23 protein-coding genes are annotated in these 25,805 nt (G+C 69.4%); 10 read left to right on the plus strand and 13 right to left on the minus strand.

The genetic code is table 11. The annotated features are described in order from the left end of the window. Positions 1–8: 8 nt before the first annotated feature. Together dbpA and I0D00_RS20740 are read left to right on the plus strand one after the other, a co-directional pair. The gene (dbpA, locus tag I0D00_RS20735) at positions 9–1,388 is read left to right on the plus strand and encodes an ATP-dependent RNA helicase DbpA (RefSeq protein ID WP_213641660.1); all 1,380 of its coding nucleotides are present in this window, start codon (positions 9–11) and stop codon (positions 1,386–1,388) included. A gap of 32 nt (positions 1,389–1,420) precedes the next feature. Next, positions 1,421–2,662, plus strand: coding sequence for a diguanylate cyclase domain-containing protein (locus I0D00_RS20740; RefSeq protein WP_213641661.1), 1,242 nt, complete (start codon positions 1,421–1,423; stop codon positions 2,660–2,662). On the opposite strand, the gene I0D00_RS20745 is transcribed toward I0D00_RS20740, so the two are convergent. Next, positions 2,659–3,393, minus strand: a complete 735-nt coding sequence (locus I0D00_RS20745; RefSeq protein ID WP_213641662.1) for a substrate-binding periplasmic protein — start codon at positions 3,391–3,393, stop codon at positions 2,659–2,661. The genes I0D00_RS20740 and I0D00_RS20745 overlap by 4 nt on opposite strands. 140 nt (positions 3,394–3,533) lie before the next feature. Between I0D00_RS20745 and I0D00_RS20750 the strand changes: the two genes are divergently transcribed. The 3 genes from I0D00_RS20750 to I0D00_RS20760 all read left to right on the plus strand — a co-directional run bounded on the left by I0D00_RS20750 (position 3,534) and on the right by I0D00_RS20760 (position 7,150). Beyond that, positions 3,534–3,986, plus strand: coding sequence for a DUF302 domain-containing protein (locus tag I0D00_RS20750; protein WP_213641663.1), 453 nt, complete (start codon positions 3,534–3,536; stop codon positions 3,984–3,986). A 92-nt stretch (positions 3,987–4,078) separates the two neighbouring features. Further along, entirely contained in the window at positions 4,079–5,263 is a 1,185-nt protein-coding gene (locus tag I0D00_RS20755; protein WP_213641664.1) for a BaiN/RdsA family NAD(P)/FAD-dependent oxidoreductase, read from the plus strand. 42 nt (positions 5,264–5,305) lie between these two features. Then, positions 5,306–7,150, plus strand: a complete 1,845-nt coding sequence (locus tag I0D00_RS20760) for an SLC13 family permease (protein ID WP_213641665.1) — start codon at positions 5,306–5,308, stop codon at positions 7,148–7,150. A 12-nt stretch (positions 7,151–7,162) separates the two neighbouring features. Here I0D00_RS20760 and I0D00_RS20765 read toward each other — a convergent pair whose 3' ends face one another. The 4 genes from I0D00_RS20765 to I0D00_RS20780 all read right to left on the minus strand — a co-directional run bounded on the left by I0D00_RS20765 (position 7,163) and on the right by I0D00_RS20780 (position 11,311). Continuing rightward, positions 7,163–7,816, minus strand: a complete 654-nt coding sequence (locus I0D00_RS20765) for a dioxygenase family protein (RefSeq protein WP_215730985.1) — start codon at positions 7,814–7,816, stop codon at positions 7,163–7,165. Positions 7,817–7,873: 57 nt separating this feature from the next. Then, on the minus strand, positions 7,874–8,995 hold the full coding sequence (gene ald / locus I0D00_RS20770) for an alanine dehydrogenase (protein WP_213641666.1): 1,122 nt from the start codon (positions 8,993–8,995) through the stop codon (positions 7,874–7,876). Positions 8,996–9,122: 127 nt separating this feature from the next. Then, the gene (locus tag I0D00_RS20775) at positions 9,123–9,875 is read right to left on the minus strand and encodes a slipin family protein (RefSeq protein WP_213641667.1); all 753 of its coding nucleotides are present in this window, start codon (positions 9,873–9,875) and stop codon (positions 9,123–9,125) included. Between the two features lie 2 nt (positions 9,876–9,877). Beyond that, complete coding sequence (locus tag I0D00_RS20780; protein WP_420850829.1) at positions 9,878–11,311, minus strand: NfeD family protein; 1,434 nt, start codon at positions 11,309–11,311, stop codon at positions 9,878–9,880. A 202-nt stretch (positions 11,312–11,513) separates the two neighbouring features. Between I0D00_RS20780 and yccS the strand changes: the two genes are divergently transcribed. Further along, on the plus strand, positions 11,514–13,697 hold the full coding sequence (yccS, locus tag I0D00_RS20785; RefSeq protein ID WP_213641669.1) for a YccS family putative transporter: 2,184 nt from the start codon (positions 11,514–11,516) through the stop codon (positions 13,695–13,697). A gap of 3 nt (positions 13,698–13,700) precedes the next feature. Here yccS and I0D00_RS20790 read toward each other — a convergent pair whose 3' ends face one another. Together I0D00_RS20790 and I0D00_RS20795 are read right to left on the minus strand one after the other, a co-directional pair. Further along, positions 13,701–14,558: an HDOD domain-containing protein gene (locus I0D00_RS20790; protein ID WP_213641670.1), complete on the minus strand. Its 858-nt coding sequence runs from the start codon at positions 14,556–14,558 to the stop codon at positions 13,701–13,703. Between the two features lie 72 nt (positions 14,559–14,630). Further along, positions 14,631–14,852, minus strand: coding sequence for a hypothetical protein (locus I0D00_RS20795; RefSeq protein ID WP_213641671.1), 222 nt, complete (start codon positions 14,850–14,852; stop codon positions 14,631–14,633). A 132-nt stretch (positions 14,853–14,984) separates the two neighbouring features. Here I0D00_RS20795 and I0D00_RS20800 point away from each other — a divergent pair, with 132 nt between their 5' ends. Both I0D00_RS20800 and I0D00_RS20805 read left to right on the plus strand, forming a co-directional pair. Continuing rightward, a complete protein-coding gene (locus tag I0D00_RS20800; protein ID WP_213641672.1) occupies positions 14,985–15,467 on the plus strand; it encodes a GreA/GreB family elongation factor in 483 nt (160 codons plus the stop codon). Between the two features lie 97 nt (positions 15,468–15,564). Next, positions 15,565–15,798 (plus strand): DUF2789 domain-containing protein, encoded by a 234-nt coding sequence (locus I0D00_RS20805; RefSeq protein ID WP_213641673.1) that lies wholly within the window; start codon positions 15,565–15,567, stop codon positions 15,796–15,798. Here I0D00_RS20805 and I0D00_RS20810 read toward each other — a convergent pair. After that, positions 15,795–16,307, minus strand: coding sequence for a M48 metallopeptidase family protein (locus I0D00_RS20810; protein WP_213641674.1), 513 nt, complete (start codon positions 16,305–16,307; stop codon positions 15,795–15,797). The two genes, I0D00_RS20805 and I0D00_RS20810, sit on opposite strands and share 4 nt — an antisense overlap. A 319-nt stretch (positions 16,308–16,626) precedes the next feature. Between I0D00_RS20810 and I0D00_RS20815 the strand changes: the two genes are divergently transcribed. After that, on the plus strand, positions 16,627–18,243 hold the full coding sequence (locus tag I0D00_RS20815; protein ID WP_213641675.1) for a M28 family metallopeptidase: 1,617 nt from the start codon (positions 16,627–16,629) through the stop codon (positions 18,241–18,243). 108 nt (positions 18,244–18,351) lie between these two features. On the opposite strand, the gene I0D00_RS20820 is transcribed toward I0D00_RS20815, so the two are convergent. The 5 genes from I0D00_RS20820 to tkt form a co-directional block, all read right to left on the minus strand. Further along, entirely contained in the window at positions 18,352–18,714 is a 363-nt protein-coding gene (locus tag I0D00_RS20820; protein ID WP_213641676.1) for a hypothetical protein, read from the minus strand. 338 nt (positions 18,715–19,052) lie between these two features. Then, entirely contained in the window at positions 19,053–20,117 is a 1,065-nt protein-coding gene (fba, locus tag I0D00_RS20825; protein ID WP_213641677.1) for a class II fructose-bisphosphate aldolase, read from the minus strand. A 113-nt stretch (positions 20,118–20,230) separates the two neighbouring features. Then, positions 20,231–21,409: a phosphoglycerate kinase gene (locus tag I0D00_RS20830; RefSeq protein ID WP_213641678.1), complete on the minus strand. Its 1,179-nt coding sequence runs from the start codon at positions 21,407–21,409 to the stop codon at positions 20,231–20,233. 4 nt (positions 21,410–21,413) lie between these two features. Then, entirely contained in the window at positions 21,414–22,475 is a 1,062-nt protein-coding gene (gene epd, locus I0D00_RS20835) for an erythrose-4-phosphate dehydrogenase (protein ID WP_213641679.1), read from the minus strand. Positions 22,476–22,580: 105 nt separating this feature from the next. Beyond that, a complete protein-coding gene (tkt, locus tag I0D00_RS20840; protein ID WP_213641680.1) occupies positions 22,581–24,578 on the minus strand; it encodes a transketolase in 1,998 nt (665 codons plus the stop codon). Positions 24,579–24,788: 210 nt separating this feature from the next. Between tkt and I0D00_RS20845 the strand changes: the two genes are divergently transcribed. Then, positions 24,789–25,802 (plus strand): ArsR/SmtB family transcription factor, encoded by a 1,014-nt coding sequence (locus I0D00_RS20845; protein WP_213641681.1) that lies wholly within the window; start codon positions 24,789–24,791, stop codon positions 25,800–25,802. Positions 25,803–25,805: the final 3 nt, after the last annotated feature.

The following is a 25,805-nucleotide window of genomic DNA, read 5'->3' on the forward strand; positions in this document are numbered from 1 at the left end:
CTCCTACCGTGACCTCCACCGCCTTCAACGCCCTGCCGCTGTCCGCCGCCATGCTGGCCAACCTCGAGTCCCTCGGCTACGCGCAGATGACGCCGATCCAGGCACAGAGCCTGCCGGTGATGCTCAAGGGCCTGGACCTGATCGCCCAGGCCAAGACCGGCAGCGGCAAGACCGCCGCCTTCGGCATCGGCCTGCTGCACCCGCTCAACCCGCGCTACTTCGGCTGCCAGGCCCTGGTGCTGTGCCCGACCCGCGAACTGGCCGACCAGGTGGCCAAGGAGATCCGCCGCCTGGCCCGCGCCGGCGACAACATCAAGGTGCTGACCCTCTGCGGCGGCGTGCCCTTCGGCCCGCAGATCGGCTCCCTGGAGCACGGCGCGCAGATCATCGTCGGCACCCCGGGACGGGTCCAGCAGCATCTGGACAAGGGCAGCCTGAAGCTCGACGGACTCAACACCCTGGTGCTGGACGAGGCCGACCGCATGCTCGACATGGGCTTCTACGACAGCATCGCCGCGATCATCGGCCAGACCCCGAGCCGCCGCCAGACCCTGCTGTTCTCCGCCACCTACCCGGCGGCGATCAAGCAGCTGTCCGCGAGCTTCATGCGCGACCCGCAGCAGGTCCGCGCCGAGGCCCTGCACGACGACAGCCAGATCGAGCAGCGCTTTTACGAGATCGCCCCGGAGCAGCGCCTGGACGCCGTGGTCCGGCTGCTGGCCAGCTTGCGTCCGCAGTCCTGCGTGGCCTTCTGCTTCACCAAGCAGCAGTGCCAGGAGGTGGTCGACCATCTCGCCGGCCAGGGCATCTCCGCCGCGGCCCTGCACGGCGACCTGGAGCAGCGCGATCGCGACCAGGTGCTGGCGATGTTCGCCAACCGCAGCCTGTCGGTGCTGGTGGCCACCGACGTGGCCGCCCGCGGCCTGGACATCGACGCCCTGGACCTGGTGATCAACGTCGAGCTGGCCCGCGACTCGGAGACCCACATCCACCGCGTCGGCCGCACCGGCCGCGCCGGCGCCAAGGGCCTGGCGGTCAGCCTGGTGGCGCCGGCCGAGGCGCACCGCGCCCAGGCCGTGGAAACCCTGCAGCGGGGCGCGCTGACCTGGCACCCGCTGGACAGCCTGAAGAAAGCCTCCGGCGAGCCGCTGCAGCCGCCGATGGTCACCCTGTGCATCGGCGCCGGACGCAAGGACAAGCTGCGCCCCGGCGACATCCTCGGCGCCCTCACCGGCGAGGCCGGCATCCCCGGCGCCCAGGTCGGCAAGATCGCCATCTTCGACTTCCAGGCCCTGGTCGCGGTGGAGCGCGGCATCGCCAAGCAGGCACTCAAGCGCCTCGCCGACGGCAAGATCAAGGGCCGCTCGCTGCGCGTGCGCGCGCTCTGAGCCCCTCGTCGCAGCTGCCCGGAGGAGTTCTCGTGCGCAACATCCTGGTCATCGAAGACAGTCCGCTGGTCCTGAGGATTCTCGAACACCTGTTCCGCCAGGAACCCGAGCTGCAGCCCGTGTTCTGCGCGTCCCTGGCCGAGGCCGAGCTGATGCTGGAAAGCTCGGCCCGGCTGTTCTTCGCCGCCATCGTCGACCTGCACCTGCCCGACGCACCGGGCGGCGAGAGCGTCGACCTGGTGATGCGCCACGGCCTGCCCTGTATCGTGCTCAGCGGCTCCTACGACGAGCAGCGGCGCGACCAGCTGCTGCTCAAGGGCGTGGTCGACTACGTGCTCAAGGAGAGCCAGCACTCCTACGAGTACGCCTTCCGCCTGCTGCATCGCCTGGAAAGCAACAGCCGGGTGAAGATCCTCGTCGCCGAGGACTCCGACGCCACCCGCCAGTACATCCGCCACGTCCTGGCGCCCCACCGCTTCCAGCTGCTCGACGCCCGCGACGGCGACGAGACCCTGCGCATTCTCGAGCAGCAACCGGACATCGACCTGCTGGTGGTCGACCACAGCATGCCCGGCCTCAGCGGCTTCGAACTGGTCAAGCTGCTGCGGCAGAAGCTCAAGCGCCACGAGCTGATCATCATCGGCCTGTCCGCCGACGCCAAGGGCTCGCTCAGCGCCAAGTTCATCAAGCACGGTGCCGACGATTTCCTGCGCAAGCCGTTCTGCCCCGAGGAGCTGAACTGCCGGGTGATCTCGACCCTGGAGCGCCGCGACCTGCTGCGCGCGCTGAAACAGGCCGCGCAGTTCGACGCCCTCACCGGCCTGAACAACCGCCGGGCCTTCTACGAGCAGGCCCTCAGGCAGCTGCAGCGGGCCCAGCGCGACGGCCAGCGGCTCAGCGCGGCGATGATCGATCTGGACTTCTTCAAGCGCATCAACGACGGCCATGGCCATGCCAGCGGCGACGCCGCCCTGGTCGCCTTCGCCCAGGCCTTTGCCGAGGCCTTCCCCGACGCCCTGGTCGGCCGCCTCGGCGGCGAGGAGTTCGCCTTGCTCAGCACGCGGGACGCCGGCGCCCTGGCCGTCGCCCTGGACCGCCTGCGCCAGCACTGCGCCGGCCTGCACTACGCCGCCGGCGCACCGCCGTTGTCGTTCAGTGCCGGGGTCTACGAGGGTGCGCCGGACAACCTCGAGCACCTGCTGCACCAGGCCGACCTGCGTCTCTACCAGGCCAAGCACCGGGGCCGCGGCCTGAGCGTCTGGCAACCGGCCTAGAAGCCATGGCGGCGGAGGATCGCCGCATAGCTGCCATCGGCGCGCATCGCCGCGATGGCGCGGTCGAACGCCTCGGCGATGCGCCTATGGTCGGGACGGCCGAGGCTCACCAGGATATGCAGGCCGTTCTCGCTGAGCGGCTGCGCGACGAACTCCAGGCGGTCGCGCACGTCGCGCAGGCCGCGGCCGAGGTGGTAGCGCGCGACGAACTCGTCCTCCGGCATCAGGTCCACCCGTCCGGCGGCGAGCATGCGCGCGCCACTCTGGAAACTGCCGACCCTGATCCTGGTGAGCCGCGCGTCGGCGTCGAATGCCGCTGAGTAGGCGTAGTCGCGCATCACCGCGATGCGGTAGGGATAGAGGTCGGCCAGCCTGGCGAACGGCACCGTCGCGTCCCGCCGCCGCAGCAGGCGAATGCGATTGACCAGGTAGGGACGGGAAAAATAGCCGAAGCGGCTGCGTTCCTCGCTGTGCCAGGCGTTGATCAGCACGTCGTACTGAGCCTGGCGCAGGCCCTTCACGGCCCTGGCCCAGGGCATCTCGGCGTAATGCGTGGCATAGCCGGCCCGCGCCAGTGCGCTGCTGACCAGTTCCGATGCCAGCCCGTTGCCGGGCAGGTTCAGGTCGTTGAACGGCGGCCAGGGGCTGGCCACCAGGCGCAGCACCTCGGTGGCGGCGGCCGGCCAGCACAGCACCGCCAGCGACAAACACCAGGCACGCAATCCATTCATGGCGGGCTGTCCAGGGCAAAGGAATGGTCAATACTAGCCGTCGTGCGTCATCGCGCCTATCGCAGCGGGGACCGGCCAGCACGCCGTTTGCGACATCCCCCGGGCTCAAGCGCCCCCATCGCCTACTCGAGGAGCCACCTATGCAGTCCCTACGCCTGTTACTGAGCCTGACCCTGCTGGCCGGCGCCACCCTGGCCCAGGCCGCGGACGGGCTGGTCACGCTGAAGAGCCCGCACGACGCCGCCCGGACCATGGCGCGCCTGGTGCAGCAGGTCGAGCAGCGCGGCCTCAGCCTGTTCGCCCGCATCGACCACGCCGCCGGCGCGGCCAGGATCGGCCGCCAGCTGCGCCCCACCGAGCTGCTGATCTTCGGCAACCCCCAGGGCGGCACGCCGCTGCTCGACTGCGCCCAGTCCGCGGGCATCGACCTGCCGCTCAAGGCCCTGGTCTGGGAGGACGCCTCGGCCCAGGTCTGGCTGGGCTACAACGACCCGGCCCATATCGCCGCGCGCCATGGCGCCGCCGACTGTCCGGCGGCGGCGCAGTTGCAGCAGGCCCTGGCGGCCATCGCCGCCGCAGTCGTCGCCCCCTGAGGTCGGGACCACGCCGGCCGGCCGCCATCGGGTAAGATGCGCGCTGTTTGCTGCCGCTCCGGCGGCGCCTGTCGGCTCGTGAGGAAGTGGCTGTGCTTGTGACTGAAGTGGTGATAGTCGGCGCCGGGGCCGCCGGCCTGATGTGTGCCCTGAGCGCCGCCGGACGCGGGCGCCGCGTGCTGCTGCTGGACCACGCCAACAAGGCCGGCAAGAAGATCCTGATGTCCGGCGGCGGGCGCTGCAACTTCACCAACCTGTACTGCGAGCCGGGCAACTTCCTCTCGGAGAACCCGCACTTCTGCAAGTCGGCCCTGGCCCGCTACAGCCAGTGGGACTTCATCGGCCTGGTGAGCAAGCACGGCGTGCCCTATCACGAGAAGAAGCTCGGCCAGCTGTTCTGCGACCACAGGTCCAGCGACATCCTCGAGATGCTGCTGGCCGAGTGCGCAGAGGCCGGCGTGGAGCTGCGCCTGAACACCTCGGTGGAGCAGATCGCCGCGCTCGCCCCCGGCTACCGCCTGCACACCAGCGCCGGGCCGGTGAACTGCGAGTCGCTGGTGATCGCCACCGGCGGCCTGTCGATTCCCACCCTGGGCGCCAGCGGCTTCGGCTACCAGGTGGCCCAGCAGTTCGGCCACACACTGCTGCCGACCCGCGCCGGCCTGGTGCCCTTCACCCTCACCGACCCGCAGCTCAAGGCCCTGTGCAGCGAGCTGTCCGGCACCTCGGTGGAGGACTGCCTGGTCAGCTGCAACGGCCAGAGCTTCCGCGAGAACATCCTGTTCACCCACCGCGGCCTGTCGGGCCCGGCAATCCTGCAGATCTCCTCCTACTGGCAGCCAGGCGACAGCATCGCCATCGACCTGCTGCCGCATATCGACCTGCCCGACTGGCTGGCCGCCCAGCAGCGCGAGCGGCCGAACAGCGAACTGAAGACCCTGCTGGCCGAACTCTTCACCAAGAAGATGGCCGGGCTGCTGGCCGACAACTGGTTCGTCTCCAAGCCGATGAAGCAGTACACCCAGGGCGAGCTGCGCGCGATCGCCGAGAAGCTCGGCGACTGGCGCCTGGTACCGGCCGGCACCGAGGGCTACCGCACCGCCGAGGTGACCCTGGGCGGCGTCGACACCCGCGAGGTATCGTCCAAGACCCTGGAGTCGCTGAAGAGCCCGGGGCTGTATTTCATCGGCGAGGTGCTCGACGTCACCGGCCACCTCGGCGGCTTCAACTTCCAGTGGGCCTGGGCCTCTGGCTACGCGGCGGCGCAGTATGTCTGAGCCGCTGCCACCCCGCCCCCCGTTCAAGGACCGACCCTGCGCATGACCCAAGACCAAGGCCTGATCTTCGCCATCCTCGCCGCCACCGTGGCGCTGTTCCTCTGGGGCCGCTGGCGCCACGACATAGTCGCCCTCGGCGCCCTGCTGGCCTGCGTGATCACCGGCCTGGTGCCGGACCAGCAGGCCTTCGTCGGTTTCGGCCACCCGGCGGTGATCACCGTGGCCTGTGTGCTGGTCCTGAGCTTCGGCCTGCAGAGCACCGGGGCGGTGGATGCCCTGGCCCAGCGGCTGCTGCCGGCCAACGCCGGGCCGATGCTGTCGATCGCCGCGCTGACCGGCCTCGGCGCCCTGCTCTCGGCCTTCATGAACAACGTCGGCGCCCTCGCCCTGCTGATGCCGATCGCCCTGCGCATCGCCCTCAAGCAGGGCCTGCCCCCCGGCCGCGCGCTGATGCCGCTGGCCTTCGGCACCATCCTCGGCGGCATGACCACCCTGATCGGCACCCCGCCCAACCTGATCGTCTCCAGCTTTCGCGCGCAGAGCGGCGCCGGTCCCTTCGCCATGTTCGACTTCAGCCCGGTGGGCGTCGCCGTGGCGCTGACCGGCGTGCTGTTCATCGCCCTGCTCGGCTGGCGCCTGGTGCCCCGTCGCGAGGTGGCCGGGGCCGCCAGCTTCGACACCGGCACCTACATCACCGAGGCGCGGGTCGCCGAGGGCGCCAAGGCGGCAGGCAAGAGCCTGCGCGAAGTCGAGCAGCTGCTCGAAGAGGCCGATGCCCAGGTGGTCGGCATGGTGCGCAACAAGCTGCGCCTGTCGGCGCCCAACCCCCGGCGCATCCTGCAGGTCGACGACGTGCTGATGATCGAGGCCGAGCCCGAGGCCCTCGGCGACGTACTCGGCAAGCTCGGCCTGCAGCTGGAGGCGGCCAAGTCGCCCAAGGACGACAAGCACGCCGAGGAGCAGGCCGACACCCAGGACGACGCCAGGAAAGACAAGGCCAAGGGCGGCGACAAGAAGGACAGCAGCGGCGACGACAGCGTGCTGCAGGAGCTGCTGGTACGCCCGGACTCGCAGCTGATCGGCCTGTCGGCCAGCGGCACCCGCCTGCGCAGCCGCTACAGCATCAACCTGCTGGCCATCTCGCGGCAGAGCCACCGCTCGATCAAGCGCCTGCGCTCGACCCTGATCGAGCGCGGCGACGTGCTGCTGATGCAGGGCGTGCCCGGCGACATCGCCGAGTTCGCCGCCGACTACGCCTGCGTGCCGCTGGCCGACCGCGCCATCAGCATCCCCAATCCGGGCCAGGCCGGCCTGGCCGCGGGGGTGATGGCGCTGGCGGTGCTGCTCGCCGCCTTCGGCGTGCTGTCGGCGGCGGTGGCCTTCGCCGCCGGGGTGCTGGTGTTCATGGTCGCCCGGGTGGTGCCGCTGCGCCTGCTCTACCAGGCCATCGACTGGCCGGTGATCGTCCTGCTCGGCGCCCTGATCCCGGTGGCCGGGGCGATGTCCGCCACGGGCGCCGCCGACCTGCTGGCGCGCCTGCTGATGGAGCACCTGGCCCAGGGCAACCCGGTGCTGGTGCTGACCCTGCTGCTGGTGGTGACCATGACCCTGTCGGACTTCATGAACAACGCCGCCACCGCCGCGGTGATGTGCCAGATCGCCCTGAGCGCGGCCAGCCAGCTGGGGGTCAACCCCGACTCCCTGCTGATGGCCGTGGCGATCGGCGCCTCCTGCTCCTTCCTCACCCCCATCGGCCACCAGAACAACACCCTGATCCTCAGCCCCGGCGGCTTCCGCTTCGGCGACTACTGGCGCCTCGGCCTGCCGATGGAGATCATCGTGGTGGTGGTCAGCGTGCCGCTGCTGCTGCTGGTCTGGCCGCTGTAGCGCAGCCCCCGCTCAGGACGCCGGGGTCAGGCCGAGGACGATGTCGAAGCGCGCCACCTGTTCGCCGGCCGTGGCGCCGGCCAGCGGCACGAAGGGCACGATCAGGCGTTCGCGCGCCTTGGGGTCGCGGATGGCATTGAGGATGCCGTCGCGGGCGTTCAGCCGCTCGCCGCGGATGTAGCACTGGGTGGCGAAACGCGGCTGGCCGGGCAGGGTCACGGCGACGTGGATATGCGGCGTGCGCCCCGGATAGGGCACCGGGCGGATGGTGCGGAAGCGGTAGCGGCCATCGCGGCCGGTGAGGAAGCGGCCGTAGCCCTGGAAGTTCGGGTCGCGCCGCGCGCGGTCGCCGCCGCGGCTGTGCAGGTAGATGCCGTGGGCGTCGACCTGCCAGATCTCCACCAGCGCCTCGGCCAGGGGCCGGCCGCGGACATCGAACACTCGCCCGTGCAGGTGCACCAGGGTGCCGCTGGCTGGGGTCAGCCGGTCGTCGACCAGCACCAGGTCGTTGTCCCGGTCCAGCGGCAACTGGTCGGGGTAGAAGGGCCCGAGGGTCTGTGCCGGCGTCAGCAGGCGCTCGGCGAAGGCCCCCGGGGGGCTCAGCAGCCAGGCGCCGGCGCCCAGGCCAACCAGCAGTCGACGGCGGCTGATAATCGAATTGGCCATGCACTCCTCCGCGCTCGGCGTACGCCCGCTGGTGAATGACGCCCGGCGGCTGCCGCGCTACAGGTGCTCCAGCACGCTGGTCGCCGAATGGTAGGGCAGGCCATGGGCCTCGGCCACGCTGCCGCAGGTGATCAGGCCCTTGGCCACGTTGAGGCCGTTGCACAGGTGCGGGTCCTCCTCCAGGGCCCGGCGCGTGCCCTTCTCGGCGAGGGCGATGACGAACGGCAGGGTCGCGTTGGTCAGCGCCAGGGTCGAGGTGCGCGCCACCGCGCCGGGCATATTGGCCACGCAGTAATGCACCACGTCATCGACCACATAGGTCGGCTGGGCATGGGTGGTGGCCTTGGACGTCTCGGCGCAACCGCCCTGGTCGATGGCCACGTCCACCAGCACCGAGCCCGGCTGCATCAGCCTGACCATCTCGGCGCTGACCAGCTTGGGCGCCGCCGCCCCGGGAATCAGCACACCGCCGATCACCAGGTCCGCCGCCAGCACCTGCTCGCGCAGCGCCGCGCGGGTCGAGTAGAGGGTGGTGATGCGGTTGCCGTACTGGCTGTCCAGGCGGCGCAGGGCATCGACGCTCTTGTCCAGCACGGTGACGTCCGCGCCCAGGCCCACCGCCATGGCCAGGGCATGGCTGCCGACCACCCCGCCGCCGAGTATCACCACCTTGCCCGGCGCCACCCCGGGCACCCCGCCGAGCAGCACGCCGCGGCCGCCGCGGGCCTTCTCCAGGCAGCTGGCGCCGGCCTGGATCGACATGCGCCCGGCCACCTCGGACATCGGCGCCAGCAGCGGCAGGCGACCGGCCGCGTCGGTCACCGTCTCGTAGGCGATGCAGGTGGCACCGCCGGCCATCAGCTCGTCGGTCTGCGGCCGGTCCGGCGCCAGGTGCAGGTAGGTGAACAGGGTGTGGTGGGGGCGCAGGCGGGCGCGTTCCACCGCCAGCGGCTCCTTGACCTTGACGATCAGCTGCGCCTCGTTGAACACCTGGGCGGCGTCCTTGGCGATCTGTGCGCCGGCGGCCTGGAAGTCGGCATCGCTGAAGCCGATGGCACTGCCGGCCTGGGTCTCGATCAACAGCTCATGCCCCAGTGCGGTGAGCTCGGCCACCGACTGCGGCGTCAGACCGACGCGGTACTCGTGGTTCTTGATTTCCTTGGGAACACCAATGCGCATAGCAACCTCCAGACAGAAAGACCGGACGACCCCGGGACAAGTCTAGGAAATTCCCGGCGGACCCGGCGCCGAATTGCCGCAGATGCCCGCAGACGTCCCGCCACGCCCGCCTGGCGGCAGTCCCGGCCTAGGCCTTGGGCACCTTGATGCCCTGCAGCAGCTCGATCGGCAGCGGGAAGACGATGGTCGAACTCTTGTCGCCGGCGATGTTGCTCAGCGTCTGCATGTAGCGCAGCTGCATGGCGCCGGACTGGCGGCCGAGCATCTCGGCGGCCTGCATGAGCTTCTCCGAGGCCTGCAGTTCGCCCTCGGCGTGGATCACCTTGGCCCGCCGCTCGCGCTCGGCCTCGGCCTGCTTGGCGATGGCGCGGATCATCGACTCGTCGAGGTCGACGTGCTTGATCTCGACGTTGGCCACCTTGATGCCCCAGGCATCGGTCTGGGCGTCGAGCACATGCTGGATGTCGACGTTGAGCCGCTCGCGCTCGGCGAGCATCTCGTCCAGCTCGTGCTTGCCCAGCACCGCGCGCAGGGTGGTCTGGGCCAGCTGGCTGGTGGCCTTGAGGAAGTCCTCGACCTGGATGATGGCCTTCTGCGGATCGAGCACGCGGAAGTAGACCACCGCATTGACCTTGACCGAGACGTTGTCGCGGGAGATCACGTCCTGGGTCGGCACATCCAGGACGATGGTCCGCAGGTCGACGCGGACCATCTGCTGGATGCCCGGAATGATGATGATCAGCCCCGGGCCCTTGACCCGCCAGAAGCGCCCGAGCTGGAACACCACGCCGCGCTCGTACTCGCGCAGGATGCGGAACGCCGAGATCAGCAACGCCAGCAGCAGCACCGCCAGGGCGGAAAAGCTCAGTTCGAAACCCATGACTAGTCTCCTTCAGAGGGTGTCTCGTCGGCGGCGACATTCAGCAGCAAGCCCTTGCGCGCCAGCACCCGCACCCGCTGACCGGGACGCAGCGGCGCCTGGCTGACCACCTGCCACTGCTCGCCCTGCAGCTGCACCCAGCCGCCCAGGGGATCGTCCGGCGCCACCGCGCTGATCCGCACCAGGCTGCCGACCAGTTCGCTGTCGCCGCCGACCAGCGCCCGACGCCTGGCGCGCAGGGCCATGCTGAGGATGACGAAGATCACCAGGGCGCTGGTCAGCGCCAGGGTCAGGATCAGCGCCAGGGGAATGCCGAAGCCCGGCACGTCGGTGTCGATCAGGATCAGCGCGCCGAAACAGAACGCCACGATGCCGCCGATGCCCAGCACGCCGAAGCTGGGCATGAAGGCCTCGGCGGCGATAAAGGCGATGCCGAGCAGGATCAAGGCCATTCCAGCGTAGTTCACCGGCAGCAACTGCAGCGAATACAGGGCGAGGATCAGGCAGATGCCGCCGAGCACGCCGCCGACCCCGGTGCCCGGGTTGGAAAACTCGAAGAACAGGCCGTAGACGCCGATCATCATCAGCAGCAGGGCCACGCTGGGGTTGGTGATCACCGCCAGCAGCCGGGTGCGCCAGTCCGGCTCGTGGCTGATCAGCACGGCGCCCTCGGTGTCCAGGCTGACCTCGACGCCGGCGGCCCGGAAGCTCTTGCCGTGCAGCTGGCGGAGCAGGTCGGCCAGGTCGATGGCCACATAGTCGATCACCTTGAGCTTGAGCGCCTCTTCGGCGGCCAGGCTGACCGCCTCGCGCACCGCCCGCTCGGCCCACTCGGCATTGCGTCCGCGCAGCTGCGCCAGGCCGCGGATATAGGCGGCGGCATCGTTGATCTGCTTCTTGCTCAGGGCGTCGCCCGGCGCGGCGGCCTTCTCCTTCTGAGCGTCCTTGTCCTTGGCCTGGTCGGAGGATTCGTCCTGGCCGCCCTGGTCGGTCGCCTCGGGCTGCTTGGGCGGCGGCGGCGAACCGGGCATGCCGCCGATCTGCACCGGTGTCGCCGCACCGAGGTTGGTGCCCGGCGCCATCGCCGCGACATGGCTGGCATAGAGGATATAGGTGCCGGCGCTGGCCGCCCGCGCGCCGCTCGGGGCAACGTAGCTGGCCACCGGGATCGGGCTGGCGAGGATCGCCTTGATGATGTCGCGCATCGAGGTATCCAGCCCGCCCGGGGTGTCGATGCTCAGTACCACCAGCTGGGCGCCCTCGCCCACCGCCCGGGCCAGGCCGCGCACCACGTAGTCGGCGCTGGCCGGGCCGATCGCGCCGTCGACGCGCAGCGTCAGCACCGTCGCCGGGGCGCCCAGCAGCCCGGCCGGCCACAGCAGGAGCAGCGCCAGCAGCAGGGGACGCAGTAACGAAAGCTTCGCGGCACGCTTCACGGGCTCTCCATGACAGCCACCACGGGTGAATCGCCAGGAGCGGGGCGCGGCTGCCTGCCTTAGAGGATAGTCCATGGTCGCCGGGCGGGCCGGCACCGTCCCGCGGCCCCCGGTGGCGCGCACTGGCGGCAGTGGGCCGTGTCGCAGGCCCGGCTATTGCATTAGTCTTCGCCCCACGTCCCGCGAGCAAGGCCGTTCTTCGATGTCGCCCACCGCCCTTCGCCATTCCCTGCGCCGCCTCTGGGCGCTGGACAAGTTCAGCTACAGCCTGCGGGTCTTCGTCGCCCTCGGCGGCAGTCTGGCGCTGTGCTGGGCGCAGGGCTGGATGCACGCGCTGATCCCGCTGTTCCTCGGCGTCATCGCCAGCGCCCTGGCCGAGACCGACGACAGCTGGCAGGGCCGCCTCGCCGCCTTGCTGGTGACCCTCGGCTGCTTCAGCGCGGCGGCCTACACGGTCGAGCTGCTGTTCCCCTATCCCTGGCTGTTCGTCGCCGCCCTGGCCCTGTCGAGCTTCGCCCTGACCATGCTCGGCGCCCTCGGCGAGCGCTTCGCCACCCTCGGCTGGGCGACCCTGATCCTGGCGATCTACAGCATGATCGGCGTGGAGCAGCGCGGCGGCAGCGCCGGCCTCGGCCCGGAGCCGCTGCTGCTGGTGGCCGGTGCCGCCTGGTACGGGCTGCTGTCGGTGATCTGGAACGCCCTGTTCGCCCACCAGCCGGTGCAGCACAGCCTGGCCCGGCTGTTCCGCGAGCTCGGCCGCTACCTCAAGCTCAAGGCCGCGCTGTTCGAGCCGCTGCGCCAGCTCGACGTGGAGCAGCGGCGCCTGGACCTGGCCCGGCAGAACGGCCGGGTGGTGGCGGCGCTGAACGCGGCCAAGGAGATCATCCTGCACCGGGTCGGCAACGACCGGGCCAACCCCAAGGTCGGCCGCTACCTGAAGCTGTACTTCCTCGCCCAGGACATCCACGAGCGCGCCAGCTCCTCCCACTACCCCTACAACGAGCTGGCCGAGGCGTTCTTCCACAGCGACGTGCTGTTCCGCTGCCAGCGCCTGCTGCGGCTGCACGGCGAGGCCTGCCAGCGCCTGGCCCAGGCCATCGAACTGCGCCAGGCCTTCGAGTACCGCGAGCTGTGCAGCCAGGCCCTGGCCGATCTACACGCCTCCCTCGACCACCTGCGCCTGCAGAGCAACCCGGCCTGGCGGCAGCTGCTGCGCTCGCTGCAGGCCCTGGCCGGCAACCTCGCCACCCTCGACCAGCTGCTCGGCAGGGCCAGCAACCCCGACGCCCTGGCCGAGGAGCAGGACAGCAGCCTGCTGGACCGCGAGCCACAGTCGCTGCGCGACGTGGTCGAGCGCCTGCGCCTGCAGCTGACGCCCACCTCGCTGCTGTTCCGCCATGCCCTGCGCCTGGCCGTCGCCCTGGCCGCCGGCTACGGTCTGCTGCACTGGATTGACCCGGCCCAGGGCTTCTGGATCCTGCTGACCACGGTATTCGTCTGCCAGCCCAACTATGGCGCCACCCGGCGCAAACTGGTGCAGCGCATCGCCGGCACGGTGCTCGGCCTGGTGCTCGGCTGGGCGCTGTTCGACCTGTTCCCCAATACCCTGGTGCAGGCGTTCTTCGCCGTGGCCGCCGGGGTCGCCTTCTTCGCCACGCGCAGCAGCCACTACACCCTGGCCACGGCGGCGATCACCCTGCTGGTGCTGTTCTGCTTCAACCAGGTCGGCGACGGCTACGGGCTGATCGTGCCGCGCCTGGTCGACACCCTGCTCGGCAGCCTGATCGCCGGCCTCGCGGTGTTCCTGATCCTGCCGGACTGGCAGGGCCGGCGCCTGGAGCGGGTGCTGGCCAACACCCTCAGCTGCAACAGCACCTACCTGCGCCAGATCATCCGCCAGTACGCCAGCGGCAAACGCGACGACCTCGCCTACCGCCTGGCCCGGCGCAACGCCCACAATGCCGACGCGGCGCTGTCCAGCACCCTCGGCAACATGCTGATGGAGCCCGGGCACTTCCGTAAGGACGCCGACCTCGGCTTCCGCTTCCTGGTGCTCTCGCACACCCTGCTCAGCTACCTCTCCGGACTCGGCGCGCACCGCGGCGAGGTACTCCTGGCCGCCGACCAGGGCCGCCTGCTGGCCAGTGCCGAACGGCTCGCCGACAGCCTCGAGGAGATCGCCGGCGACCTCGGTGCGCGGCGCCCGGTGGCGATCCACAGCGACGCCGAGGAACAACTGGCCCAGGAGCTGGAACGGATGCCCGAAGAGCTCGACGACCAGCAGCGCCTGGTGCAGACCCAACTGGCGCTGATCTGCCGCCAGCTGGGCCCCTTGCGTACCCTGTCCGCCCACCTGCTCAAGGGCGTCTCGGGCCGGGCGCCGTAGGCCCTAGCGCAAGGCTGCGGCGATGGCGTGGATGTCGTCCCAGTGCGCCTCGACCAGGCTCAGGCGGCCGCCCCCGCCCAGCGCGTCGTGGGGCGCGACCAGCTTGGCGTACGCCGTCAGACGGACCAGCGGCGGCAGCTCGGCCGCCTCCTCGCCGTCGGCCAGGGCGTGATAGCGGGCGAGGTTGACCAGGTCGATCAGCTCGATCTGGCGCGCGCCAGTGCGACTCCAGTCGCCCACCGCGCGGACGATCTGCACATACTCCTCGTCCACCGCCCATTTCTTCAGCAGTATCACCCCCAGCGAGGCGCCGTAGGCCCGGCACAGCTCCTGATAGCGCACCGGGCTCGGCACCAGGTCCCCGCCCTTGAACGCCGACAGCACCGCCAGGGCACCCACCTCGCTGAGCAGGCTGGCCAGCGCCGCATGGTCGGCCGGGATGTGCCCGACATTGCGCGCCAGGAAGGCGCAGATGCTGCCCTGCAGGGTCAGGCGCCGCCAGGCCGCCATGAACAGGCGCTTGTGCCCGGCGCTGTGCAGGGCGAACAGGCTCTTGACGCTGTGCATCATCACCACCCGGTCCACCTGCTGCAGGCCCAGCACGCGCAGCACGTCCTGCAGCGTCCTGGGGCTCACCCGCGAGCGCAGCAGGGCGCTGCAGGCATACTTCATCAGCAAGGCGCCGAGCGCCGGGTCCTGGCCGATCAAGGCGACCAGCCGGCTCATGCTCACCTCCGGCATGGCCAGGGCCCGGCGGATCTCCAGGGTCAGCATCGGCAGGCTCGGCAGCTGCTCCTCGTCGCTCATGAGCTGGGCAACCAACTGCCGATAGATCGAATAGTCCGACGCTGTCGTCTGCATCATCAACTCCTGCCACATAGCGGCCGGAGTGTAGCCAAGCACGCCCGCCGCGGCGAGCACGGCCGCGCCGCCTCAGGCGGCGCCGGCCTGGGCCCGGCGGCGGATGCGCAAGTCGAGCTTCAGGCAGATCGCCGCCAGCAGCATGAAGCCGGCCCCGAGGTTGCCGCGGCTGACCGGCACCCCGAGCAGGCCGCTCAGCCACTCGGCGAGCGGCCCCGGGTAGTTGGCCAGCAGAGCCCCCAGCGGCACCAGCAGAAACAGGAAGAAGAAGCCCAATGCCCGCAGCATGTCCATCGCGTACCCCCCTTGAGTGACAACCCGCCCAGCATGCGGCCAGTACCATCCGGGGCGACACTAGACCTTGGTGCAAAGGCCGCGGGGGATCGTCGATAATCCCGCCCTGTCCCTTCACCCAGCGAGCCGACCTTGGACAAGAACCAGCTGCACCAGCTGATCCTCGAACGCCTGCACGCCGACCTGGCTCTGGCCGAGCGTGCGGCGCTGAGCGCCCACGAGGCGGCCACCCACGAAGAGAATGTCGCCGAGAACAAGTACGACACCCTCGGCCTGGAGGCGGCCTACCTCGCGGCCGGGCAGGCGCGCCGGGTGGAGGAGATTCGTCAGGCCCTCGGCGCCTGGCAGCGCCTGACCCTGCGCCCGTTCGCCGACGGGCAGGGCATCGGCCTCGGCGCGCTGGTGTGGCTGGCCGATGCCCGCGACAACCGGCAATGCCTGCTGCTCGGCCCGGACAGCGCCGGCCTGAAACTGCGCTGGCAGACCGAGGAAGTCCTGGTCATCAGCCCGCGGGCGCCCCTGGGCCAGCGCCTGCTCGGCTGCGCGGCCGGTGACGAAGTGGAGATCCGGATCGGTGGCGGCCTGCAACGCTTCGCTATCCTGCGCGTCGCCTGAACAGCCCGCGGCGGATCTGCGCTAGGCTGATAGATGGGCCGCCGCGCAGCGGCCGGCACCGCAGCAACGCCCTGTTCAGCGAGCAGAGGAACCCGTCATGGAACCCCCCATCCACAGTCTCCCGGCCCTGTTCAAGCAGCTCGGCCTGCCCGCCGACCAGGCCGGCATCGAGCGCTTCGTCCGCAACCACTCGCCCCTGGCGCCGACCTGCCAGCTGGCCGATGCGCCGTTCTGGAACCCGGCCCAGGCCGCCTTCCTGCGCGAGGAAATCCTCGAGGACGCCGACTGGGCCGAGGTGGTCGACCAGCTCAACGTGATGCTGCGCGGCTAGCCCTCGGGCGGCGAGGCCGGCGCCAGGTCGCGCCAGGTCAGGTACAGGCGCAGGTCGAACTCCAGCTGGCGGTAGCCGGGCAGCATGTGCTCGCACAACTGGTAGAAGGCCTTGTTGTGCTCGCTCTCCTTCAGGTGCGCCAGCTCGTGCACCACGATCATCCGCAGGAACTCCGGGGCCGCCTCCTTGAACAGCGCGGCGACGCGGATCTCCTTCTTCGCCTTGAGCTTGCCCCCCTGCACCCGGGAGATCGCCGTATGCAGGCCCAGGGCGCGGTGGGTCAGGTCCAGGCGGTTGTCGTACAGCACCTTGTCCAGTGGCGGCGCCTTGCGCAGGTGCTCCTGCTTGAGCGCCACGACATAGGCATACAGTGCCTTGTCGCTCTGCACCTCATGGCGGCCGCCATAGCGTTGGCTCAGGTAGTCGCCCAGGCGCCGTTCGGCGATCAGCTGGCGCACCTGGTCGAGCAGGTGGGAGGGGTAGCCCTGCAGGTATTTCAGTGGCGTCATGGCCGCGGCCCGGTTGCTCGCACGGATCTATGGGGCCGCGGAGTATGCCGCAGCGCCGAGCCGCACACCTACCGTTCGTCGCCAAACTCCCGCCGCGCGCTGTCGGCCCCGGTCCCGTTTCGCCGCGATGACGCGGCGCTGCCGAGCGCCTCGCCCTCGACAAAGGGTGCGTCGAGTCACAGAGATGGCACGCGCGCTCCACATTCCGCCAACCCGGACTAGGCTTCCACTTCGCGTCCGGATCGATGCGGTCAAGGACCAGTCGCCAGCGGCCACAAGCCGACCTGGCAACGCGCTCTCCCTAAGGATTGGAGGAACCATGAACAAAACAGTTACCCACTGGCGTTTTCTCGGCGGGGCGCTTGCCCTCGCCCTGTCCACCGGCCTGCAGGCCGCCCCGCCGGCAGCCGGCGACCTGTTCAACGAGTTCTGGAGCCCGGCCAGGCCAGACCCCGCCGGCTGCAACTCGCTGCTGCTGAACAACAGCCCCCTGGGCCTGCCCCGCTGCATGCAGGCCAGCAAGACCCTGTACCACCTGCAGATGCTGCAGGACATCGCCGCGGCCAACGGCGGCACCCGCGCCGCGGGCCTGTCGGGCTACCAGGCCTCGGTGGACTACGTGAAACAGACCCTGGAGCAGGCCGGTTACCAGGTCACCTTGCAGCCCTTCCCCTTCACCGCGTTCTACCCCCAGGGCCCGGGCGAACTGGCCATGGTGGCGCCCACGCCGACCAGCTATGAGTGGGAGCAAGACTTCACCTACCTGTCGCAGACAGAAGCCGGCAACCTCACCGCCAGCGTCGCCGCGGTGGACCTGGCCCTGGGCCCGGACAACGCTTCCACCAGCGGCTGCGAGGCCGCGGACTTCGCCGGCTTCCCCGCCGGCGCCATCGCCCTGATCCAGCGCGGCGCCTGCAGCTTCCAGCAGAAGGCGGAGAACGCCGCGGCGGCCGGCGCCGCGGGCGCCATCATCTTCAACCAGGGCAACAGCGACGACCGCAAGGGCCTGCTCAACGCCACCCTGGGCGACGGCTACGAGGGCGACATTCCGGTGCTGTTCGCCACCTACGACCTCGGCGCGGCCTGGGCGAGCACCGCCGGCCTGCAGCTGCGCCTGCTGGTCGACGTGGTGCGCGAGAAGACCGAGACCTTCAACATCATCGCCGAGACGCGCCGGGGCAACCCGGACAACGTGGTGATGGTCGGCGCCCACCTCGACTCGGTATTCGAGGGTGGCGGCATCCAGGACAACGGCTCGGGCAGTGCCGCCGTGCTGGAAATGGCCCTGCAGATGCGCAAGGCCCGGCCGCGCAACAAGGTGCGCTTCGCCTGGTGGGGCGCCGAGGAGTCCGGCTTGGTCGGCTCGACCCACTACGTGCAGAACCTCAGCGCCGAGGAGAAGGCCAGGGTCAAGGTCTACCTGAACTTCGACATGATCGCCTCGCCGAACTTCGCCTATTTCATCTACGACGGCGACGGCTCGGACTTCGGCCTGCAGGGCCCGCCGGGCTCGGCGGCGGTGGAGAGGCTGTTCGAGACCTACTACCGCCTGCGCGCCCTGCCGTCGGAAGGCGACCAGATCAGCTTCCGTTCCGACTATGCGCAGTTCTTCCTCGACGGCATCGCCTTCGGCGGCCTGTTCACCGGCGCCGAAGTGCTGAAGAGCGCGGATCAGGCGGCCAAGTACGGCGGCGACGCCGGCGTGGCCTTCGACCCCTGCTACCACCAGGCCTGCGACAACGTCCTCAACATCAACCGCGAGGCCCTGGAGATCAACGGCGATGCCGCCGCCTTCGCCACCAGCTGGCTGTCGTTGTCGACCAAGATCATCGACGACGAGATCGCCGCGGCGCAGCAACCGAGCGCCCGCGCCTTCAGCCAGCAGAGGGCCGCCGCCTACGACATCACCCACTGGGGCAAGCACTGGGTCAAGTGACGCATCGCCCCTGACCCACAACGAAGAAGCCAGGCCCCCGGGCCTGGCTTCTTCGTAACAAGGCCCGGCAGGCGCTCGCCCTCCGGACCAAGGTCCCCCGCGGCGCTATCAGCTGCCGCTGCTAAGCGCATGCCCGGGGAAGTGCTCCTTGAACTGACGCTCGCTCTCCTCCAGGAGGCGACGCCCCTCCTCGATCTCTCGATTGCCGCGGGCCACCTGCTCACGGCCCTCCTCGAGGGCCCGCTCGGCCGAGTCGACCTGCTTCTCGCCCTTGCGGATGCGCTTCTCGCCGTCGCGCAGCAGCTCCGAGCCGCGATCCCAGTCCGCGGCAAACTGCTTTCTCAGTTCCACACGAGCCTGCGCCTCGTCGGCGTGTGCCCGCATCAGGTCGGCCGTGCTGGGCTGGCTGGCGCAACCGGCCAGCAGGGAGGAGACAAAGCCAACAGCGATATAAATGGAATGCTTGCTCATTGATAACCTCGACTCATGTGGACTGCTTTTCTCGCATCCCGCATGCTCACCGGCGCAGTCACTGCACTGGCGCATCCTTCCCTGAAGGCATCGGGCGCACTTCTTCTTGCAGACATGCTGACGAGTACGGAATCAGCACCTCAGTCATTGAGAAGACCAAAACTCCAACAAGGTCACACTACGGACAGAAATAATGCACGAGCACTTCGATCATCCATGGCTGGAAGTGCTCGTCATATTTTTCCTTGCTCAGCACATCGAGTCATACCATTCCTAACTGCGGCCAACAAAAAACCCGCTCGGGAGCGGGCTTTTCGGCTGATGCGGCGCGATCGGACTTAGTTGACCTTGGCGGCCAGCTCGCCCTTGGCGTAGCGCAGGTACATGGCGTCCAGGGACATCGGCTTGATCTTCGAGGCGTTGCCGGCGGTGCCGAAGGCCTCGTAGCGGGCGATGCAGATGTCGCGCATGGCCTCGACGGTCTTGGCGAAGAACTTGCGCGGGTCGAACTCGCTCGGGTGCTGGGCCATGAAGCGGCGCATGGCGCCGGTGGAGGCCAGACGCAGGTCGGTGTCGATGTTGACCTTGCGCACGCCGTGCTTGATGCCCTCGACGATCTCCTCGACCGGCACGCCGTAGGTTTCCTTGATGTCGCCGCCGAACTCGTTGATCACCGCCAGCCATTCCTGGGGCACCGAGCTGGAGCCGTGCATCACCAGGTGGGTGTCGGGGATGCGCGCGTGGATCGCCTTGATCCGGTCGATGGCGAGGATGTCGCCGGTCGGCGGCTTGGTGAACTTGTAGGCGCCGTGGCTGGTGCCGATGGCAATCGCCAGGGCATCGACCTGGGTGCGCTTGACGAAGTCGGCGGCCTCTTCCGGGTCGGTGAGCATCTGGCTGTGGTCCAGGGTGCCCTCGGCGCCGATGCCGTCTTCCTCGCCGGCCTGGCCGGTTTCCAGGCTGCCCAGGCAGCCCAGCTCGCCTTCCACCGACACGCCGCAGGCGTGGGCCATGGCCACGGTTTCCTGGGTCACGCGCACGTTGTAGTCGTAGTCGGCCGGGGTCTTGCCGTCTTCCTTGAGCGAGCCGTCCATCATCACCGAGCTGAAGCCCAGCTGGATCGAGCGCTGGCACACCGCCGGGCTGGTGCCGTGGTCCTGGTGCATGCACACCGGGATATGCGGGAATTCCTCGATGGCGGCGAGGATCAGGTGGCGCAGGAAGGGCGCACCGGCGTACTTGCGCGCCCCGGCCGAGGCCTGGACGATCACCGGCGAGTCGGTCCGGTCGGCCGCTTCCATGATGGCGCGCATCTGCTCGAGGTTGTTGACGTTGAAAGCCGGCACGCCGTAGCCGAATTCGGCGGCGTGGTCGAGCATCTGGCGCATGCTGATAAGTGCCATGGGGTACTTTCTCCCGGTGGGGGTCGTTAATCGGTGCAAGCCTGCCGCAGGGGCAGGCCGTGTTCAAGTCTCAAGGGACCGGGGGTCGGTTCCCGGTCCGCGGCGCAGCCGCCTCAGCCCTGGGCGCGCTGCTGCAGCACCTCGACGGCCGGCAGCACCTTGCCCTCGACGAACTCGAGGAAGGCGCCGCCGCCGGTGGAGATATAACTGATGCGCGCGGCCACGCCGTACTTGTCGATGGCCGCCAGGGTGTCGCCGCCGCCGGCGATGGAGAAGGCCGGGCTCTCGGCGATGGCTTCGGCCAGCACGCGGGTGCCGTTGCCGAACTGGTCGAATTCGAATACCCCGACCGGGCCGTTCCACAGGATGGTCCTGGACGACTTCAGCAGCTCGGCGAACTGCGCCGCGGTCTGCGGGCCGATGTCGAGGATCATGTCGTCCTCGGCCACCTCGGCCACCGCCTTGACGGTCGCCTCGGCGTCTTCGGCGAAGGCCTTGGCCACCACCACGTCCACCGGCAGCGGCACGCTGACCTTGGCGGCGATGGCGCGGGCCGTCTCGACCAGGTCGGCCTCGTACAGCGACTTGCCGACCGGCAGGCCGGCGGCGGCGAGGAAGGTGTTGGCGATGCCGCCACCGACGATCAGCTGGTCGCAGATCTGGCTGAGGCTGTTGAGCACGTCCAGCTTGGTCGACACCTTGGAGCCGGCGACGATGGCTGCCATGGGCGCCGCCGGGTTGCCCAGGGCCTTGCCCAGGGCGTCCAGCTCGGCGGCCAGCAGCGGGCCGGCGCAGGCGACCTGGGCGAACTTGGCCACGCCATGGGTCGAGCCCTGGGCGCGGTGGGCGGTGCCGAAGGCGTCCATGACGAACACGTCGCACAGCGCGGCGTACTGCTCGGCCAGCGCGTCGGCGTTCTTCTTCTCGCCCGGGTTGAAGCGCACGTTCTCCAGCAGCACCAGCTCGCCGGGCGCGACTTCGACGCCGCCCAGGTAGTCCTTGACCAGCGGCACGTCGCGGCCCAGGGCCTGGGACAGGTAGGCGGCCACCGGCGCCAGGCTGTCGGCCTCGCTGTACACGCCCTCTTCGGGACGCCCCAGGTGCGAGCAGACCAGCACCGCCGCGCCTTTCTCCAGGGCCAGCTTGAGGGTCGGCAGCGCCGCCAGGATGCGCGCATCGCTCGTCACCACACCGCCCTTCACCGGCACGTTGAGGTCTTCGCGGATCAGCACACGCTTACCCTGGAGGTCGAGGTCGATCATCTTCGCTATTGGTTTGAACGGCGTGGTCATGGCATCAGTCCTTCACGGGGGCTGGTTGTACGGTGGATACAGCTAGAAAGTGTTCGGCGACATCGAGCATGCGGTTGGCGAAACCCCACTCGTTGTCGAACCAGGCCAGCAGGTTGACCAGGCGCGGGCCGGAGACCCGGGTCTGGCTGCCGTCGACCACCGCCGAGTGGGGGTCGTGGTTGAAGTCGCAGCTGGCATGGGGCAGCTCGGTATAGGCGATCAGGCCCTTGAGCGGGCCTTCCTCGGCGGCCTGCCGCAGCACCCGGTTGATCTCGGCCGCCGAGGTGTCGCGGGCGGTCTGCAGGGTGATGTCCAGGCAGGAGACGTTGACCGTCGGCACGCGGATGGCCTTGGCCTGGATGCGCCCGGCCAGCTCCGGCAGCAGGCGCTCGATGCCCTTGGCCAGGCCGGTGGACACCGGGATCACCGACTGGAAGGCCGAGCGCGTGCGGCGCAGGTCCTCGTGGTGGTAGGCGTCGATCACCGGCTGGTCGTTCATCGCCGAGTGGATGGTGGTGATGGACACGTACTCCAGGCCCACCGCGTCGTTGAGCAGCTTGAGCAGCGGCACCCCGCAGTTGGTGGTGCAGGAGGCGTTGGACACCAGGCGCTCGGCTCCGCTCAGGCGCTGCTGGTTGACCCCGTAGACGATGGTGGCGTCGATATCCGCCTCGCCGGCCATCGGCTGGGAGAACAGCACCCGCGGCGCGCCGGCCTGCAGGAAGCGCTCGGCATCGGCGCGGGTGGTGTACTGGCCGGAGCACTCCAGCAGCAGGTCGATGTCCAGCGCCGCCCAGTCGATGCCTTCCGGCGCCTCCTCGCGCAGCACCTTCACGCAGTCGCCGTTGATGTGCAGGCAATCCCCCTCGACCCGCACCTCGCCGGGGAAGCGGCCGTGGGTGGAGTCGAAGCGGGTCAGGTATTCCAGGCTGGCCTGGTCGGCCAGATCGTTCAGCGCGACGATCTCCAGGCCCGCGTCGCTCCCGCGCTCGTGCAGGGCGCGCAGCACGCAGCGGCCGATGCGGCCGTAGCCGTTGAGGGCAACTCGATAGGGACGATGGGACATGGCGATCTCGATGGCAAAACGACCGTAGGATGGGTTGAGCGCAGCGATACCCAGGCTGCACCGCGATGGGTATCGGCGCTACGCGCCTCGACCCATCCTACGTGATCAGGCGTCCAGCAGCTCGGCGGCGGTTTCCAGGACGTTCTCCAGGGTGAAGCCGAAGTGCTCGAACAGCGCCGCCGCCGGCGCCGACTCGCCGAAGCTGGTCATGCCGATGACGCGGCCCTCGAGGCCGACGTACTTGTACCAGAAGTCGGCGTGGGCGGCCTCGATGGCGATCCGCGCGCCGACCTGCAGCGGCAGTACCGCCTGCTTGTAGCCGGCGTCCTGCTGGTCGAACACGCTGGTCGAAGGCATCGACACCACCCGCACCCGGCGGCCCTGCTGGCTCAGCGCGTCATAGGCCTGCACGGCGAGGCCGACTTCCGAACCGGTGGCGATGAGGATCAGCTCCGGCTCGCCGGCGCAGTCCTTGAGCACGTAGCCGCCGCGGGCGATATCGCCCAACTGGGCGGCGTCGCGGCTCTGGTGCGCCAGGTTCTGGCGGCTGAAGATCAGCGCGCTGGGGCCGTCGTTGCGCTCGATGGCGCACTTCCAGGCCACCGCCGACTCCACCGCGTCGGCCGGACGCCAGGTGTTGAGGTTCGGCGTGCAGCGCAGGCTGGCCAGCTGCTCGATCGGCTGGTGGGTCGGGCCGTCCTCGCCCAGGCCGATGGAGTCGTGGGTGTAGACGAACAGCACGCGCTTCTTGATCAGTGCGGCCATGCGCACGGCGTTGCAGGCGTACTCCATGAACACCAGGAAGGTGGCGCCGTAGGGAATGAAGCCGCCGTGCAGGGCGATGCCGTTCATGATCGCGCTCATGCCGAACTCGCGCACGCCGTAGAACATGTAGTTGCCGCTGGCATCTTCGGCCGAGACGCCCTGGCAGCCCTTCCACAGGGTCAGGTTGGAACCGGCCAGGTCGGCGGAGCCGCCGAGGAACTCCGGCAGCAGCGGGCCGAAGGCGTTCAGCGCGTTCTGGCTGGCCTTGCGGCTGGCGATGGTCTCGCCCTTGGCGGCGACTTCCTGGATGTAGGCGGCGGCCTTCTCGGCGAAGCCGGCCGGCAGCTCGCCCTTGATGCGCCGCTGGAACTCGGCGGCCAGTTCCGGATAGGCGGCGGCGTAGGCGGCGAAGCGCTCGTTCCACTCGGCCTCGGCGGCGGCGCCGGCCTGCTTGGCGTCCCATTCGGCGTAGATGTCCGCGGGGATCTCGAACGGACCATGCTCCCAGCCCAGGGTGGCACGGGTCAGGGCGATCTCGTCGACGCCCAGCGGCGCGCCGTGGCAATCTTCCTTGCCCTGCTTGTTCGGCGAGCCGAAGCCGATGGTGGTCTTGCAGCAGATCAGGGTCGGCTGCGCGCTCTTGCGCGCGGTGTCGATGGCCATCTTGATCTCTTCGGCGTCGTGGCCGTCGACGTTGCGGATCACCTGCCAGCCGTAGGCCTCGAAGCGATTCGGCGTGTCGTCGGTGAACCAGCCCTCGACCTCGCCGTCGATGGAGATGCCGTTGTCGTCGTAGAAGGCGATCAGCTTGCCCAGACCGAGGGTGCCGGCCAGGGAGCAGACCTCATGGCTGATGCCTTCCATCATGCAGCCGTCGCCGAGGAACACGTAGGTGTTGTGGTCGACGATGCTGTGGCCTTCGCGGTTGAACTGCGCGGCCAGGACCTTCTCGGCGATGGCCAGGCCCACGGCATTGGCCAGGCCCTGGCCGAGCGGGCCGGTGGTGGTCTCCACGCCCGGGGTATAGCCATATTCCGGGTGGCCCGGGGTGCGGCTGCCCATCTGGCGGAACTGCTTGAGGTCCTCGATACCCAGGTCGTAGCCGGTCAGGTGCAGCAACGAATAGATCAGCATCGAGCCGTGGCCGTTGGACAGCACGAAGCGGTCGCGGTCGGCGAACTCGGGGTTGCTCGGGTTGTGCTTGAGGTAGTCGCGCCACAGCACCTCGGCGATATCCGCCATGCCCATCGGGGCACCGGGGTGGCCGCTGTTGGCTTTCTGCACGGCATCCATGCTCAGGGCACGAATGGCATTGGCACGCTCACGACGGCTGGGCATCGCTGAATCTCCTGCGGGGGCTGTTCACGAAAAAGGCGGCCATTTTCGCCCAGCCAGGCGCCGCGGGGCAATGACAGATGGTCGCGGCCCGCGGTTTTCTCGGCCTTGCTGCGACCTCCACGGGGCAAATCGCGCCACGCCCAGGCAATATCAAAACATTTTGATATTGCTGTTGCTGGATGAAAAATGACCGACTAGACTTCGCGCCCCATGAACCTGCGCATCCCCCAGCTGAGCTTCGAGCCCGCCGACGAACTGGCCGCCCTGTGCAAGGCCGGCGGCGACCCGCTGCGCCTGAACGTGCTGCGCGCCCTGGCCAACGACTCGTTCGGCGTGCTGGAACTGGCGCAGATCTTCGCCATCGGCCAGTCGGGCATGAGCCATCACCTCAAGGTGCTGGCCCAGGCCGGCCTGGTGGCCACGCGCCGCGAGGGCAACGCGGTGTTCTACCGCCGCGCCCTGGCCCAGGGCGACGCCCTCGGCGGCACCCTGCACGCCGCGCTGCTGAACGAAGCCGACGGCCTGGCGCTGCCGGCCGAGGCCCAGGCGCGCATCGCCGAGGTGCATGCCCGGCGGGCGGCGACCAGCCGCGACTTCTTCGCCCGCACGGCGGCCAGCTTCCAGGCCCAGCAGGACCTGATCGCCGGCCTGCCGCAGTACCGCGACAGCATGCTGGCGCTGCTCGACGCCCTGGACCTGGCGAACGAGGCCACGGCCCTGGAGGTCGGCCCCGGCGACGGCGGTTTCCTGCCCGAGCTGGCGCGGCGTTTCAAGCGGGTCACCGCGCTGGACAACAGTCCGGCGATGCTCGAGCTGGCGCGCCAGCGCTGCGACAAGCACGGCCTGGACAACGTCGAGCTGCGCCTGGCCGACGCCTTGAATGACGATTACCCGAGTGCCGATTGCCTGGTGCTGAACATGGTCCTGCACCATTTCGCCGCACCGGCCGAGGCGCTGAAACAGCTGGCGCAACGCGTGAACGGCGGCGGCAGCCTGCTGATCAGCGAGTTGTGCAGCCACAACCAGAGCTGGGCCAGGCAGGCCTGCGGCGATCTCTGGCTGGGCTTCGAACAGGACGACCTGGCCCGCTGGGCCAGCGCCGCGGGGCTCATACCCGGCGACAGCCAGTACGTGGGCCTGCGCAATGGTTTCCAGATTCAGGTGCGGCATTTCGCCAAACCGGATGAACACACCGGCCCACGGGCCACCCTCACCCACCGGTAATTA

This window comes from Pseudomonas lalucatii, assembly GCF_018398425.1.
GTDB classification, from domain to species: Bacteria; Pseudomonadota; Gammaproteobacteria; order Pseudomonadales; family Pseudomonadaceae; genus Aquipseudomonas; species Aquipseudomonas lalucatii.

Coding starts and splice junctions, on each gene's coding strand:
- fba (WP_213641677.1), bottom strand. CDS start 20,117: ATGGCACTTATCAGCATGCGCCAGATGCTCGACCACGCCGCCGAATTC.
- epd (WP_213641679.1), bottom strand. CDS start 22,475: ATGTCCCATCGTCCCTATCGAGTTGCCCTCAACGGCTACGGCCGCATC.
- tkt (WP_213641680.1), bottom strand. CDS start 24,578: ATGCCCAGCCGTCGTGAGCGTGCCAATGCCATTCGTGCCCTGAGCATG.
- I0D00_RS20845 (WP_213641681.1), top strand. CDS start 24,789: ATGAACCTGCGCATCCCCCAGCTGAGCTTCGAGCCCGCCGACGAACTG.
- I0D00_RS20795 (WP_213641671.1), bottom strand. CDS start 14,852: ATGGACATGCTGCGGGCATTGGGCTTCTTCTTCCTGTTTCTGCTGGTG.
- I0D00_RS20750 (WP_213641663.1), top strand. CDS start 3,534: ATGCAGTCCCTACGCCTGTTACTGAGCCTGACCCTGCTGGCCGGCGCC.
- I0D00_RS20790 (WP_213641670.1), bottom strand. CDS start 14,558: ATGCAGACGACAGCGTCGGACTATTCGATCTATCGGCAGTTGGTTGCC.
- ald (WP_213641666.1), bottom strand. CDS start 8,995: ATGCGCATTGGTGTTCCCAAGGAAATCAAGAACCACGAGTACCGCGTC.
- I0D00_RS20745 (WP_213641662.1), bottom strand. CDS start 3,393: ATGAATGGATTGCGTGCCTGGTGTTTGTCGCTGGCGGTGCTGTGCTGG.
- I0D00_RS20765 (WP_215730985.1), bottom strand. CDS start 7,816: ATGGCCAATTCGATTATCAGCCGCCGTCGACTGCTGGTTGGCCTGGGC.
- I0D00_RS20775 (WP_213641667.1), bottom strand. CDS start 9,875: ATGGGTTTCGAACTGAGCTTTTCCGCCCTGGCGGTGCTGCTGCTGGCG.
- I0D00_RS20805 (WP_213641673.1), top strand. CDS start 15,565: ATGGAACCCCCCATCCACAGTCTCCCGGCCCTGTTCAAGCAGCTCGGC.
- I0D00_RS20815 (WP_213641675.1), top strand. CDS start 16,627: ATGAACAAAACAGTTACCCACTGGCGTTTTCTCGGCGGGGCGCTTGCC.
- I0D00_RS20810 (WP_213641674.1), bottom strand. CDS start 16,307: ATGACGCCACTGAAATACCTGCAGGGCTACCCCTCCCACCTGCTCGAC.
- yccS (WP_213641669.1), top strand. CDS start 11,514: ATGTCGCCCACCGCCCTTCGCCATTCCCTGCGCCGCCTCTGGGCGCTG.
- I0D00_RS20820 (WP_213641676.1), bottom strand. CDS start 18,714: ATGAGCAAGCATTCCATTTATATCGCTGTTGGCTTTGTCTCCTCCCTG.
- I0D00_RS20830 (WP_213641678.1), bottom strand. CDS start 21,409: ATGACCACGCCGTTCAAACCAATAGCGAAGATGATCGACCTCGACCTC.
- I0D00_RS20760 (WP_213641665.1), top strand. CDS start 5,306: ATGACCCAAGACCAAGGCCTGATCTTCGCCATCCTCGCCGCCACCGTG.